This window comes from Paracoccus sp. Arc7-R13 (genome assembly GCF_004010775.1).
Lineage (GTDB): Bacteria > Pseudomonadota > Alphaproteobacteria > Rhodobacterales > Rhodobacteraceae > Paracoccus > Paracoccus marcusii.
In genome coordinates this window covers 1,208,037-1,220,313 of sequence record NZ_CP034810.1, presented here as the reverse complement: position 1 = coordinate 1,220,313, position 12,277 = coordinate 1,208,037, and the positions used below count along the sequence as shown (strand labels likewise).

The 12,277-nt window shown below is 68.8% G+C and carries 12 protein-coding genes; 3 read left to right on the top strand and 9 right to left on the bottom strand.

The genetic code is table 11. The features are described 5' to 3' along the window. Window positions 1-58 precede the first annotated feature (58 nt). The 9 genes from EOJ32_RS06115 to EOJ32_RS06075 all read right to left on the bottom strand — a co-directional run bounded on the left by EOJ32_RS06115 (window position 59) and on the right by EOJ32_RS06075 (window position 9,995). Window positions 59-2,155 (bottom strand): M10 family metallopeptidase C-terminal domain-containing protein, encoded by a 2,097-nt coding sequence (locus tag EOJ32_RS06115; protein WP_127898008.1) that lies wholly within the window; start codon window positions 2,153-2,155, stop codon window positions 59-61. A 15-nt stretch (window positions 2,156-2,170) separates the two neighbouring features. Next, window positions 2,171-2,539 carry a hypothetical protein gene (locus EOJ32_RS06110; protein ID WP_127898007.1) on the bottom strand — a complete coding sequence of 123 codons (369 nt, stop codon included), beginning with the start codon at window positions 2,537-2,539 and terminating at the stop codon, window positions 2,171-2,173. A gap of 95 nt (window positions 2,540-2,634) precedes the next feature. Further along, window positions 2,635-3,321 carry an ABC transporter ATP-binding protein gene (locus EOJ32_RS06105; RefSeq protein ID WP_046000173.1) on the bottom strand — a complete coding sequence of 229 codons (687 nt, stop codon included), beginning with the start codon at window positions 3,319-3,321 and terminating at the stop codon, window positions 2,635-2,637. Further along, window positions 3,321-4,061, bottom strand: a complete 741-nt coding sequence (locus EOJ32_RS06100; RefSeq protein ID WP_127898006.1) for an ABC transporter ATP-binding protein — start codon at window positions 4,059-4,061, stop codon at window positions 3,321-3,323. The genes EOJ32_RS06105 and EOJ32_RS06100 overlap by 1 nt, the downstream gene beginning before the upstream one ends. Further along, window positions 4,058-5,002 (bottom strand): branched-chain amino acid ABC transporter permease, encoded by a 945-nt coding sequence (locus tag EOJ32_RS06095; protein ID WP_127898005.1) that lies wholly within the window; start codon window positions 5,000-5,002, stop codon window positions 4,058-4,060. Before EOJ32_RS06095 ends, EOJ32_RS06100 begins: the two co-directional genes overlap by 4 nt. Beyond that, window positions 4,999-5,916 (bottom strand): branched-chain amino acid ABC transporter permease, encoded by a 918-nt coding sequence (locus EOJ32_RS06090; protein WP_127898004.1) that lies wholly within the window; start codon window positions 5,914-5,916, stop codon window positions 4,999-5,001. The genes EOJ32_RS06095 and EOJ32_RS06090 overlap by 4 nt, the downstream gene beginning before the upstream one ends. A gap of 4 nt (window positions 5,917-5,920) precedes the next feature. Beyond that, window positions 5,921-7,084, bottom strand: a complete 1,164-nt coding sequence (locus EOJ32_RS06085; protein WP_127898003.1) for an ABC transporter substrate-binding protein — start codon at window positions 7,082-7,084, stop codon at window positions 5,921-5,923. Window positions 7,085-7,261: 177 nt separating this feature from the next. Next, window positions 7,262-8,002, bottom strand: a complete 741-nt coding sequence (locus EOJ32_RS06080; RefSeq protein WP_127898002.1) for a MipA/OmpV family protein — start codon at window positions 8,000-8,002, stop codon at window positions 7,262-7,264. Between the two features lie 127 nt (window positions 8,003-8,129). Further along, complete coding sequence (locus tag EOJ32_RS06075) at window positions 8,130-9,995, bottom strand: ABC-F family ATP-binding cassette domain-containing protein (RefSeq protein ID WP_127898001.1); 1,866 nt, start codon at window positions 9,993-9,995, stop codon at window positions 8,130-8,132. 121 nt (window positions 9,996-10,116) lie between these two features. Between EOJ32_RS06075 and EOJ32_RS06070 the strand changes: the two genes are divergently transcribed. From EOJ32_RS06070 to EOJ32_RS06060, 3 genes are read left to right on the top strand one after another with little or no spacing between them, the layout of a single operon-like run. Beyond that, window positions 10,117-11,334: a GTP-binding protein gene (locus EOJ32_RS06070; RefSeq protein ID WP_127898000.1), complete on the top strand. Its 1,218-nt coding sequence runs from the start codon at window positions 10,117-10,119 to the stop codon at window positions 11,332-11,334. Further along, complete coding sequence (locus EOJ32_RS06065) at window positions 11,331-11,963, top strand: DUF1826 domain-containing protein (RefSeq protein ID WP_164871399.1); 633 nt, start codon at window positions 11,331-11,333, stop codon at window positions 11,961-11,963. Before EOJ32_RS06070 ends, EOJ32_RS06065 begins: the two co-directional genes overlap by 4 nt. Further along, window positions 11,963-12,226: a DUF6525 family protein gene (locus EOJ32_RS06060; protein ID WP_205963205.1), complete on the top strand. Its 264-nt coding sequence runs from the start codon at window positions 11,963-11,965 to the stop codon at window positions 12,224-12,226. Before EOJ32_RS06065 ends, EOJ32_RS06060 begins: the two co-directional genes overlap by 1 nt. The last annotated feature ends 51 nt before the right edge of the window (window positions 12,227-12,277 follow it).

The following is a 12,277-nucleotide window of genomic DNA, read 5'->3' as shown; positions in this document are numbered from 1 at the left end:
GTGTTGGCAGGCAGATGGACCCGGTCGCGGGGAATTTGCAAGCCCCGCGCGGGCCGCCTCACAGCAGGAAGCTGTCGGCGTCCAGCTGCAGCCTGCCGCTCAGGCGAATCAGCATGTCAGGCAGGCGGTCGCCGTCCACGTCGACCAGCACGCGGGTCATCCCGTTCGCGTGGTCCCACCGCACCGAGGCATCCCCCGCCAGCGGCCCGCGTCCGACATAGTCGACATCCAGCGCCCGCAGGTCGATAACATCCCGATCGGGGTCGAAATCGACGATCAGGTCCGGCGCGGCTAGGCTGCTGTCGGCGGCAGAGAAAAACCGGAACGTGTCCGCGCCCAGTCCGCCCGCCATCGAATCGGCCCCCAGCCCGCCGACCATCGTGTCGTTGCCCTGTTGGCCGAACAGGCGGTCGTTGCCCCAGCCGCCATCGACGATGTCGTTGCCCAGGCCTCCCTCGGCCCGATCATGGCCGGCACCGGCGCGGATCGTGTCGAACCCCGCCCCGCCGCGGATCAAGTCGTCGCCCGCCCCCGCCAGGATGATGTCCGCGCCGTCGTCGCCATAAAGGCTGTCGCGTCCGGCCCCCGCGGTCAGGTGATCGTCCCCTGTCCCGCCCGCCATCGCATTGTCGCCCTGCAGGTCGGTCAGCACGTCGTTCCCGGCATCGCCGAACAGCCGGTCCGCACCGACATCCCCCAGCAGCGTGTCGTTCCCCGCGCCGCCATGCAGGATGTCGTTGCCCCATCCGCCCGACAGCCGATCGTGGCCGCCCATGCCGCGCAGGACGTTGCCGGCAGCGTTGCCATGGACCGCGTCATTGCCCAATCCCGCGACATAGCCCTCGATCACGGTGTTCTGGGCGATCTGCAGATTGCCGCGCAGGCCATAGATGTCCGACATGGCCCCGGGGCGCAGATCGACCCGCTGCGCCTGATCGTCGTTGGAGAAGTTCAGAACGTCATGGCCGCCTGCGTCATAGATGGTCATCGCCACGCCGCGCGCGTTCTGGACGGTCTGGTGAGAGCCCCCGTCCTGGGCCGAGAACACGCGCCCCAGCCAGCTGCTGCCCAGCGTATGGCCCACGCCATAGACGGTGTTGCCCGCGGTCAGCGACCCCGCACCCGCGGCGCCGTACAGGCGCTGGATGGCGATGATGTCGGCGGGCATCAGCGACGCCAGATAGGCGCCGCTGGCGGCGATGTTGGGGTTTTCCTCTTGGCCGAAATAGGACATCACAGAGGCCTGCCAGCTGTCGTTCACGAACCAAGCGTCATCGGCGAAATTGCCGCTGCCATTATAGGGGCCCTGGTGCCCCAGGCCCAGCGCGTGGCCGATCTCATGCACGTAGGTCTGATAGGAATAGGTGCCGATGCGTGCGCCATCCTGCGAAATCCAGTCCGTGGAGACGTTGATCGACGACCGCAGGATGCGCCCGCCCATGATCGTCGACTGGGCAAAGGCCCCGTCCTGGTTGTCGTCGAAGGTGATGTCGGCATCGGCGCGCTGTTCGACGAAGCGCAGGTTGGCGACCGCCGACCAGGCCTGCATCGCGTCGCGCGCCAGCGCCCGGCCCTGCGGCGTCAGGCCGCTGAAGTCATAGGTGATGATGTTGTCGCGCGACATGTCGAAGGACCGCGCGGACTGTCCGGTATCGGCCCAGAAGCCGTCGGTCAGATAGGTGGCCAGCTCTGCCATCGGGGCAGGCCGGGGCACGGGCGCCTCGGTCACGACCAGCTGATAGCTGCCGGTGCCCGCGGAATAGGCGCCCGCGTTCACGTAATAGGTCCCGGTCTGCGTGGGCGCGATGGTGATCAGGCTGTCCAGCCCCGGCCCCCCGTCGTCGTTCACGGCGACCACGCGGCCATCGGGGCCGCGCAGTTCCAGCAGGGGGTCCGACAGGCTGATGCCGTTCAGGGCGATCCGATAGGTCGTGCCGGCCTCCAGACGGACGGCCACCCAGTCATTGTCGCCCGAAAATCCGACCGTGCCGTTGAACACGTCCCCCGGCGCCATGCGATAGGGGGTTCCCCGCCCCCCCGGCGCGTCGCCCTGTTCGCGCAGCGTCGCGCTGAGCAGATCGACGGTGGAACCCGCGAACTCCGACCCGGCGCAGGATTTGTCATAGGGACGAAGGTTGGCGCAGATCTGGCACATGCGTGCGGCTCTTTCCTAATCGGGCAACCCGTATCGCAGCAGGTCGCGGGCAAAGCTGATGAAATCGTCGGGCTGCAGGTCCCGGTCCGTGACGCTGAAATCCATCCGCTGGCCGGGCCGGTCGCCCTGGTCGGTCACGCGGTTCAGCTGTGCGGACAACGCCGTGAGCCCCGTGGCCAGGACACGCAGGCGAATCCCGCCCTTGGGGTCCTGGGCGCGCAGCGCGTGGCACAGGGCATCGGCCTGGACCATGTCCACACCTTGGGCCGGGGCGCATTGGACGGTTGGTGCCTCACCGCCTCCGCCGGCATCGACGCGGCAGGCGGCCAGCATCAGCGGCGCGAAAGCAAGACCAAGGGTCACGATTCGCGCGGACGGACGCATGATGAATTCCTGAAAAAAACGGGCGGCAGTCGCCGCAGACCAATGCATCTTATTATGTCGCGCAGGCCGCGCCGGTAAAGGGGGATGTGCGTCCGTCAGACGCCCAGATGCCGTTCTGCCACAGCGGAATCGTTCAAAAGCTGCGCATTGTCGCCGGACCAGACGGTGCGGCCCTTCTCGATCACCACATGATGGTCGGCAAAGCGGGTCAGGGCCGACAGGTTCTTGTCCACGATCAGGATCGCCTCGCCCTGGTCCTTCAGGCGCGTCAGGCAGGACCAGATCTCGTCCCGGATCAGGGGGGCCAGGCCCTCGGTCGCCTCGTCCAGCACGATCAGGCGGGGGTTGGTCATCAGCGCCCGGCCGATGGCCAGCATCTGCTGCTCGCCGCCAGACAGTTCGCTGCCCTTGTGGCCCATGCGTTCGGACAGGCGCGGGAACAGCTCAAGGACGCGCGACAGGGTCCAGTGTCCGGGGCGCGCGGTGGCGATCAGGTTCTCGCGCACGTCCAGCGTCGGAAACACCTGCCGCCCCTCGGGGACCAGGCCCAGGCCCGCGCGCGCGATGCGGTGCGGTGCGGCGCGGGTCACGTCGCGCCCGTCTATGCTGACGCGCCCGCCCCGTGCCGCCAGCAGGCCGAATATCGTGCTGATCGTCGTCGTCTTGCCCATGCCGTTGCGGCCCAGCAGGGTCACCACCTGCCCCTGCCCGACCGACAGGTGGATGTCGTGGAGGACCTGCGCCTCTCCGTAACCGGCCTGCAGCCCCTCGACGACCAGCATCACGCATCCCCCAGATAGGCGGCGCGCACCGCCGGGTCGGCGCGAACCTGATCGGGCGTGCCGGTCGCGATGATCCGGCCATAGACAAGCACGCTGACCCGGTCGGCCAGCGCAAAGACCGCGTCCATGTCATGTTCGATCAGCACCAGCGTCACCTGCCTCTTCAGGCCCGCCATGACCTGGACCAGGCGTTCCGCCTCGGCCCCGCTGGTCCCGGCCAAGGGCTCGTCCAGCAGCAGCAGGCGCGGCCGCGTGGCCAGCGCGATGGCCAGTTCCAGCGCGCGCTTCTCTCCATGCGACAGGCTGCCGGCGCGGGTGTCGGCGCGGTCGGCCAGACCCACGCGAGACAGCGCGTCCCGCGCCTGTGCGTTCAGGCCGGTGTCCCGTGCGACCGGGGCGAAGAAGCGGAAGCTGCTGCCCGCATGGGCCTGCACCGCGGTGGCCACGTTCTCCAGCACGGTGAAGCCCGGCAGGATCGAGGTGATCTGGAAGCTGCGCGACATGCCCGCCCGGACCCGCGCGGGCATGGGACGACCCATCATCTCGGCCCCCGCAAAGCGGACCGAGCCCGCATCCGACCCCGCCTGCCCCGAGAGCTGCGCGATCAGCGTGGATTTCCCCGCGCCGTTCGGGCCGATGATGGCGTGGAGTTCCCCTTCGGTGACCTCCAGGCCCAGATCGTCGGTGACCTTCAGCGCGCCATAGGATTTGCGCAACCCGCGCACCGAGAGAAGGCTCATTTTGCGCGCCCCCTGAAAAGCCCCGTCAGCCCGTCGCGCGAGAACAGCACGACCAGGATCAGGAGCGCGCCGAAGATCAGCCGCCAATGTTCGGTGAAGAGCGCCAGCCATTCCTCCAGCAGCAGCGCCAGCGTGGCCCCGGCGATGGCGCCCAGCAGGTTGCCGATGCCGCCCAGGACAACCATCACCACCAGTTCCCCCGAGCGGTGCCAGTTCATGTAGGAGGGCGAGACGAAGCTGGCCTGATTGGCCAGGATCACCCCGGCGATGGCCGTCATCGCACCCGAGATGACGAAGGCCGTCAGCTGGAACCGGAAGGGGGTGAAGCCCACCGCCTGCATCCGCAGCGGGTTTTCCCGCGCCCCCGTCAGCACGCGGCCGAACCGCGACCCGGTGATCGCGACACACAGCAGATAGAGCCCCGCCAGCATCGCCAGCGCCGCATAGTACAGCACCCGGTCGTCGGCCAGCCAGTCCTGCCCCAGCACGGTCGAGCGCGCCGTCAGCGTCACCCCGTCATCGCCGCCATAGGCCGAGAGCGAGACGAAGAAGAAATAGGCCATCTGCGCGAAGGCCAGCGTGATCATGATGAAATAGATGCCCCGCGTGCGCAGGCTGATCGCCCCGGTGACCAGCGCGAAACCCGCCCCCGCGACCACCGCCACGCCCAGATGCGCGCCCAGATCGGTGATGCCCGCGCGCGACAGGATCGCCACCGCATAGGCGCCGATGCCCAGATAGGCCGCGTGGCCAAAGCTGACCATGCCGCCATAGCCCAGGATCAGGTCCAGCGCCAAGGCCGCCATGGCAAAGGCCAGGATGCGCGTCGCCACGACGACCAGATAGGGGTCCCCCGTCATCGCCGCGATCAGCGGCAACAGGGCGAAACCGCCGAAGATCGCCCAGGCCGCCACCCGGCGGCGCATCAGCCAGCGGGTCATGGGCGCGCTCCGAACAGGCCCTGCGGCCGGGCGGCCAGGATCGCGGCCATCAGCACATAGACCAGCATCGGCGCCAGCACGCGCCCGGTCTGGGCGGCGGCGGAGGGCTCCATCACCGCGCGCAGGATGATCGGGCCGAAGCTGCGGCCCAACGTGTCGACGATCCCCACCAGCAGCGCGCCCGCGAAGGCGCCCTTGACCGAGCCGATACCGCCAATGACGATCACCACGAAGGCCAGGATCAGCACGCTTTCCCCCATGCCCGGATCGACCGACAGGATGGGTGCCACCATCGCCCCCGCGAACCCCGCCAGCATCGCGCCAAAGGCGAAGATGACGGTGAACAGCCGCCCGATATCGACGCCAAGCGCGCCCACCATCGCGCGGTTGGTGGCGCCCGCCCGCAGGCGCATGCCGATGCGGGTCCGCGTGATGACCAGCCACAGCCCCACGGCGACCGCCAGCCCCGCCGCGATCACCACCAGCCGGAACACCGGATAGCGCAGCGCGCCCACCAGCGGCACCGACCCCGACAGCGCGTCGGGCGGCAGGATCGACAGCGGCGACTGGCCCCAGATGATCTTGACCAGTTCCGTCACCACCATGACCAGCCCGAAGGTCGCCAGCACCTGATCCAGATGCGGGCGGTCATAGAGCCTGCGAAAGATCAACGCCTCCAGCACCAGCCCGATGACCAGCGTCGCGGGCAGGGTCAGCAGGAGGCCCAGCCCATAGCTGCCGGTCAGGCCCGCGAACATCACCACCAGATAGGCGCCGACCATGTAGATCACGCCATGGGCCAGGTTCACGAAATCCATGATCCCGAAGACCAGGGTCAGCCCGGCGGCGATCAGGAACAGCAGGACCCCCAGCTGCACCCCGTTCAGCAGCTGCAGCAGGAACAGGCTGGTCATCGGTTCAGTTCACCTGGCAGTTGGCGGCATAGTTGTCCTGATAGTCGTCGAAGATCTTCTCGACGACCGAGGTGGCGAACTTGCCGTCCTCGCGCTGCACGACCGTGGTCAGGTAGAAGTCCTGGATCGGGAAGTGGTTGGGACCAAAGCTGAAATCGCCGCGGACCGAGGTGAAGGGCGCCCCCTCCAGCGCCGCGATCAGCGCGTCGCGGTCGGTGCCGCCCGCCTCGCGCAGCGCGCCGTCGATCAGGCGGGCCGCGTCATAGCCCTGCATCGCATAGACGCCGGGCACATGGCCGTATTTCGCCTCATAGGCCGCCACGAAGGCGGCGTTTTCGGGCGTGTCCAGATCGGGCGCCCAGTTCGACCCGGCAAAGAAGCCCAGGGCCGCCTCGGCCTGCGCGGGCAGCGTCGCCTCGTCCACGGTGAAGGCCGACAGGAACGGGATGCCCTCCAGCCCCGCCTGGCGATACTGGCGCACGAGGTTCACACCCATGCCGCCCGGCATGAAGGCAAAGACCGCATCGGGCTGCATCGCGGCGATCTGGGCCAGTTCGGCGGAATAGTCCAGCTGACCCATCTGGGTGAAGATTTCGCCCGCGACGCCGCCGGTATAGCTTTTCTTGAAGCCCGCCAGCGCGTCCTGCCCGGCCTGATAGTTCGGGGCCAGCAGGAAGACGTTCTGGAACCCCTGCGCCTGTGCATGGGCGCCCATCACCTCGTGCATCTGGTCGTTCTGATAGGACGTCGCGAAGAAGGCCTTGTTGCATTCCGCCCCGGCCAGGTTCGACGGGCCGGCATTCGGGCTGATCAGGATGCCGCCCCCCTGCGTCACCGGCTGCACGATGGCGCCCGCGACGTTGGAGAAGATCGGCCCGACCACGATGTCCGCGCCGTTCCGCTCGACCAGTTCGCGGGCCTTGTTGGCGGCGACGTCGGGTTTTTGTTCGTCGTCGACCACGATGATCTCGGTGGGGATGCCGCCCAGATCGCCGATCTCCTCGGCGGCCAGCAGGAAGCCGTCGCGCGCCATCTCTCCCAGCACGGCGCCGGGGCCGGACAGGGTCAGCAGCACGCCCACGGTCAGCGTGTCGTCCTGCGCCATGGCCGGGGCGGCCAGGGCGGTCGTTGCGGCAAGCGCCGCGATCAGCGAACGGGTCTGGGTCATGGTGCGGTCTTTCCCTGTTGGCGGGGACCGCGTTGGTCGCGGCCCGGTTCGGATGCCTTGGCACCAGAACGCAACAGGCGGGCGCGACCTGTCAAGAAATTATTTCAGGCTTAAAACATTTGGCCAAGAAAAAGGGGCCGCGCCACGCGTGACCCCGATCCCCTGACCCTGCGGCGATCAGAAGCCGAAGGAGAACCGACGCGTCACGCCAAGGCGCAGCGAGGGCTGGTATTCTTCCTGGACGACCGGCGAATCGCCGGCGTCGCCGATCAGCTTGCCGTAACGCACCTCGCCCAAGACGGCGGTGGTGTCGTTGATGGCATAGCGCGCCTCGAAGGTGATCGCGGCCTCGTTCAGACCGCCGCCGGGGGCGCTGGCGGGCAGGCCGCTGGTCACGCTTTCGGCGGGCGTCACGCCGAAATAGGTGTTGTTGAATTCGTCATTGCCATAGACGACCTCGGCCCCGGACCACAGGGTCACGCGGTCGCTCAGCTCGGTGCGGTACTTCGCGCCGACCTCTCCGGTGATGCCCTCATGGCCCTCGAACCCGCGGCGCACGCTGCCATAGGCCGTCACCGGCCCCGCGCCATAGCTGACCCGCAGGCCCAGCTCATAGGCGCGGTCGATGTCGTCCAGCCCCGTCAGGGCCGCGTCGTCGCTGCTTTCACGCTTGCCCACGGTGCCAAAGGACGGCGCGATCGAGAATCCCTGCGCAGGGGCCGTACCGACCGGACCGAAGCCCGCGTCGCGCCAGATGATCCACGGCGCGACCTCGGCATCCTCGGCACCGGGATAGGCCGGGCGCAGCGCCGCACCGACGCCCAGATCGACCGAGAACGTGCGCCCCCCGGTTGCCCCGAAATCCTGCGCATGGGCGGGAACGGCGAACAGGACGGCAAGGGCCAAGGCATATTTCATGGGGGCGATTCCGCGCAAAAAGGGCTTTCCGGGTATCTATGGCCGTACCCCGCAACGCACAACCTGTCCGCGTCTCATCCTGGGCCATGCGCCGCATTTTCGCAACAGCGCGATGATCACCCCGCCGTCAGCCCTTTTCGGCCGCGTCCAGCTTTTCCAGCGCGGCCATCCACAGCTCCTCGGCAAAGGCCAGGGCGCGCACGGCCTCGGCCCGCTTCTTGCCCCATTTCTCGGCCTCGTAGGGATCGTTATAGAGGCCCGGATCAGCCAGCTTGACGTCCAGCTTGCCCATCATCTCGGTCAGCTTCTGGACCCGCTCCTCGGACTTGCGCACGTCCGACCGCAGGGCCAGCACCGCATCGCGGTTCGGCTTTTTCGGGGCGGCGGGCTTTGGCGCCTCGGGGGTCTTCTCGCCGGACTTCTCGGCGGGCGCGTCGCCCGACAGCAGGAACTTGCGGTAATCATCCAGATCGCCCTCGTAGGGGGCGACAGCGCCGTCCTTGACCAGCCACAGCCGGTCCGCGACCAGTCCCAGCAGGTGCATGTCGTGACTGACCAGCACGACCGCGCCGGTGTAATCGTTCAGCGCCTCGGACAGGGCCTCGCGGCTTTCGATGTCCAGGTGGTTGGTCGGTTCGTCCAGGATCAGCAGATGCGGCGCGTCGATCGTGGCCAGCAGCAACGACAGGCGCGCCTTCTGGCCGCCGGACAGGGCGCGGACCTTTGTCTCGACCTGCGCCTCCATCAGGCCGAAACCGGCCAAGCGGGCGCGCTGGCGCGCCTGCGCCTCGTTCGGGCGCACGGCGCGGATGTGGTCAAGCGGCGTGTCGTCCAGCGACAGCTCGTCGACCTGGTGCTGGGCGAAATAGCCGACGCGCAGCTTGTTCGACTGCACCACCTTGCCAGCCATCGGCGTCAGGCGCCCGGCCAGCAGCTTGGACAGCGTCGACTTGCCCTGGCCGTTGCGGCCCAGCAGCGCGATGCGGTCGTCCTGATCGATGCGCAGCCCCAGGCGCGACAGCACGGTGCGGTCGCCATAGCCGACATTGACCCCCTCCATCGCGACGATGGGGGGCGACAGCTCCTCGGGCTGAGGAAAGCTGAAGCGGAAGAACTTGGCCTCTTCGGGCGCGGTGATCGGCTCCATCTTGGCCAGCGCCTTGACGCGGGCCTGGGCCTGGCGGGCCTTGCTGGCCTTGGCACCAAAGCGGTCGACGAAGCTTTGCAGATGCGCGCGGCGTTCGGTCTGCTTCTTGGCCTCGGCGGCCTGCAATGCGCGCTTTTCGGCGCGGATGCGGGTAAAGCTGTCATAGCCGCCGGTATACAGCGTCAGCTTCTTGTCCTCGACATGCAGGATATGGCCGACGGCGCGGTTCAACAGCCCGCGGTCGTGGCTGATGATGATGACCGTGTGCGGATAGCGGGCCAGGTAGGTCTCCAGCCACAGCGCGCCTTCCAGGTCCAGATAGTTGGTCGGTTCGTCCAGAAGCAGCAGGTCGGGCTGCGCGAACAGCACCCCCGCCAGCGCCACGCGCATCCGCCAGCCGCCGCTGAAGTCGCTGGTCGGGCGCTGCTGGTCTGCGGTGTCGAAGCCCAGCCCGTCCAGGATCGTCGCGGCGCGGGCCTCGGCCGACCAGGCGTCGATGTCGGTGAGGCGGGTCTGGATGTCCGCGATGCGATGCGCGTCCGTCGCGGTCAGCGATTCCGCCATCAGGGCGGTGCGTTCCTGGTCTGCCTCCAGGACGGTCTCCAGCACGGACAGCGCGGTCGCGGCCGATTCCTGGGCCACGCCGCCGATGCGGGCGCGCGTCGGCAGGCTGATGGCGCCGCCGTCCAGGCCCAGTTCGCCACGGATCAGCTTGAACAGCGTCGTCTTGCCCGCGCCGTTCGGACCCACAAGGCCGACCTTGTGCCCTTCGGGCACGGATGCCGAGGCGCCGGCGAACAGCGGGCGGCCCTGGATGGAATAGGAGATGTCATCGATGTGCAGCATCCGCGCGGCATGGCCCATCGGGGGCGGGTCGTCAATGGGGCGGGCAAGGCAGGCTGCAGGATTGTCATCAGTAATGTTATACTATAACTAACCTGACCAGCCACAGCACCGAGGACCTGCCATGACCCACGATCCCCGCCTGCCCGTCACCGTCCTGTCCGGCTTTCTGGGCGCCGGCAAGACGACCCTGCTGAACGCCGTCCTGAACAATCGCGACGGGCTGCGCGTCGCCGTCATCGTCAACGACATGTCCGAGGTGAACATCGACGCCGACCTGGTCCGCGCCGAGGGCGGCATGTCGCAGACCCAGGAGACCCTGGTCGAGATGTCGAACGGCTGCATCTGCTGCACGCTGCGCGAGGACCTGCTGCTGGAGGTGCGCCGCCTGGCCCAGGCGGGGCGGTTCGACTATCTGCTGATCGAATCGACCGGGATCAGCGAGCCGCTGCCCGTCGCCACCACCTTCGAGTTCGCGGATGACAGCGGCGCCAGCCTGTCCGACGTGGCGCGGCTGGACACGATGGTGACGGTGGTCGATGCGGTGAACCTGACGGCCGACTTCTCCAGCCACGATTTCCTGTCCGACCGCGGAGAGGTGATGGGCGACGCCGATGCGCGCACGCTGGTCGATCTGCTGACCGACCAGATGGAATTCGCCGACGTGATCGTGCTGAACAAATGCAGCGATGCCGGACCCGCCCGCGTGGACGCCGCGCGCAAGATCATCCGCGCGCTGAACGCCGACGCGCGCATCATCGAGACGGATCACAGCCGCGTCGCGCCCCGCGACATACTGAACACCGGCCTGTTTGATTTCGACCGCGCCCATACCCATCCGATGTGGGCCAAGGAGCTGTACGGCCATGCCGACCACACCCCCGAGACCGAGGAATACGGCGTCGCCCGCTTCGTCTATCGCGCCCGCCAGCCGTTCGAGCCGCGCAAGATCCACGAGCTGCTGAACGGCCCCCTGCCCGGCGTGATCCGCGCCAAGGGGCATTTCTGGGTCGCCACGCGGCCCGACTGGGTGGCCGAGTTCTCGCTGGCGGGGGCGCTGTCCTCGGTCCGGCCCCTGGGGCAGTGGTGGGCCTCGGTCCCGCGCGACCGCTGGCCGACCCACCCCGAGGGGCGCGCCTATCTGGACGCGCATTGGTCCGACCCCTTCGGCGACCGGCGGCAGGAGCTGGTCTTCATCGGCACCGGCATGGACGAGGATCGCATCCGCGCCCGCCTGAACGCCTGCCTTCTGGGCGAGGAATGGGGCGACAACCCGGCCGGCTGGACCGCCCTGCCCGACCCCTTCCCCGCCTGGCGCCGCGCGGCGGAGGTCGCGGCATGAACCAGCGCGTCGCCCTGCGCCCGACCCCCGCCCCCGCGACGGCGATGAACAGCGGCCACGATCCGCGCGTGCTGGGGACGATCGCGCTGCCCGGCGTCGCGATCGCGCTGTGGCAGCGGACCACCGATCCTGCATGGCAGGCCTGGCTGGACGCGTTGCCGCCGGACCGGTTGCCGCGTCTGCGCCAGACCCTGCGCCCGCAGGACGCCGCGACGGCCCTGCGCCATGCCTGCGACGCGGCCGCGCTGGCGGATTGCGATCACCGCAGGGCGCTGATCGACCAGATCGCCGCGCTGGCGCAGCACGCGGCGCGTTCCCTGGGCGCGTTGATGGTCACCCTGCGGGTCGAGGTCACGGACGGCCAGTCCTGTCCGAAATGGCATCTGGATGCAGTGCGCGCACGGCTGCTTTGCACGCTGCGCGGGGCGGGCACGCAGTTCGGTCCCGTCAGTGGTCCGGCCCAGGTCGACCGCATCCAGCAGATGCCCACGGGCACCGCCGCCCTGTTCCGCGGCCGGACCTGGGGGGTCCAGCCGACGGGCATCCTGCACCGGTCGCCGCCCGCCATCCCCGGCCAGACGCGGCTGCTGGTGGTGGTCGATCCGGTGGAGGAGGCCGCCTCGTGCTGATGCGCCGCTGTGCCAATCTGGGCCGGACCGCGCAGCGCCAGCGGCGGCGCACGCGCGACCCCATGGCGGCCTTCGACGCGCTGCCTCCGCCGCTGCGCGCCTGGCTGAGCCGCGCCGCACTGCCCTGGTCGCCCGTATCCTGCCTGCGCATCTGGCAGCGGCAGCGGGCGCGGGGGGCCACGATCGACCAGATCCTGGCCGCCCTGGACCGGGCCGAGGCGCGGGCGCTGGCCCGCGAGGTTCCCGCCGAACGGGCCGCTTGACGCGGAGTCATCCTGTCGCCGCCTGCGCGCCGGCACTGGCAACGGCGGGGG

Coding starts and splice junctions, on each gene's coding strand:
- EOJ32_RS06110 (WP_127898007.1), bottom strand. CDS start 2,539: ATGCGTCCGTCCGCGCGAATCGTGACCCTTGGTCTTGCTTTCGCGCCG.
- EOJ32_RS06070 (WP_127898000.1), top strand. CDS start 10,117: ATGACCCACGATCCCCGCCTGCCCGTCACCGTCCTGTCCGGCTTTCTG.
- EOJ32_RS06100 (WP_127898006.1), bottom strand. CDS start 4,061: ATGAGCCTTCTCTCGGTGCGCGGGTTGCGCAAATCCTATGGCGCGCTG.
- EOJ32_RS06085 (WP_127898003.1), bottom strand. CDS start 7,084: ATGACCCAGACCCGTTCGCTGATCGCGGCGCTTGCCGCAACGACCGCC.
- EOJ32_RS06075 (WP_127898001.1), bottom strand. CDS start 9,995: ATGCTGCACATCGATGACATCTCCTATTCCATCCAGGGCCGCCCGCTG.
- EOJ32_RS06095 (WP_127898005.1), bottom strand. CDS start 5,002: ATGACCCGCTGGCTGATGCGCCGCCGGGTGGCGGCCTGGGCGATCTTC.
- EOJ32_RS06090 (WP_127898004.1), bottom strand. CDS start 5,916: ATGACCAGCCTGTTCCTGCTGCAGCTGCTGAACGGGGTGCAGCTGGGG.
- EOJ32_RS06080 (WP_127898002.1), bottom strand. CDS start 8,002: ATGAAATATGCCTTGGCCCTTGCCGTCCTGTTCGCCGTTCCCGCCCAT.
- EOJ32_RS06115 (WP_127898008.1), bottom strand. CDS start 2,155: ATGTGCCAGATCTGCGCCAACCTTCGTCCCTATGACAAATCCTGCGCC.
- EOJ32_RS06065 (WP_164871399.1), top strand. CDS start 11,331: ATGAACCAGCGCGTCGCCCTGCGCCCGACCCCCGCCCCCGCGACGGCG.
- EOJ32_RS06105 (WP_046000173.1), bottom strand. CDS start 3,321: ATGCTGGTCGTCGAGGGGCTGCAGGCCGGTTACGGAGAGGCGCAGGTC.
- EOJ32_RS06060 (WP_205963205.1), top strand. CDS start 11,963: ATGCGCCGCTGTGCCAATCTGGGCCGGACCGCGCAGCGCCAGCGGCGG.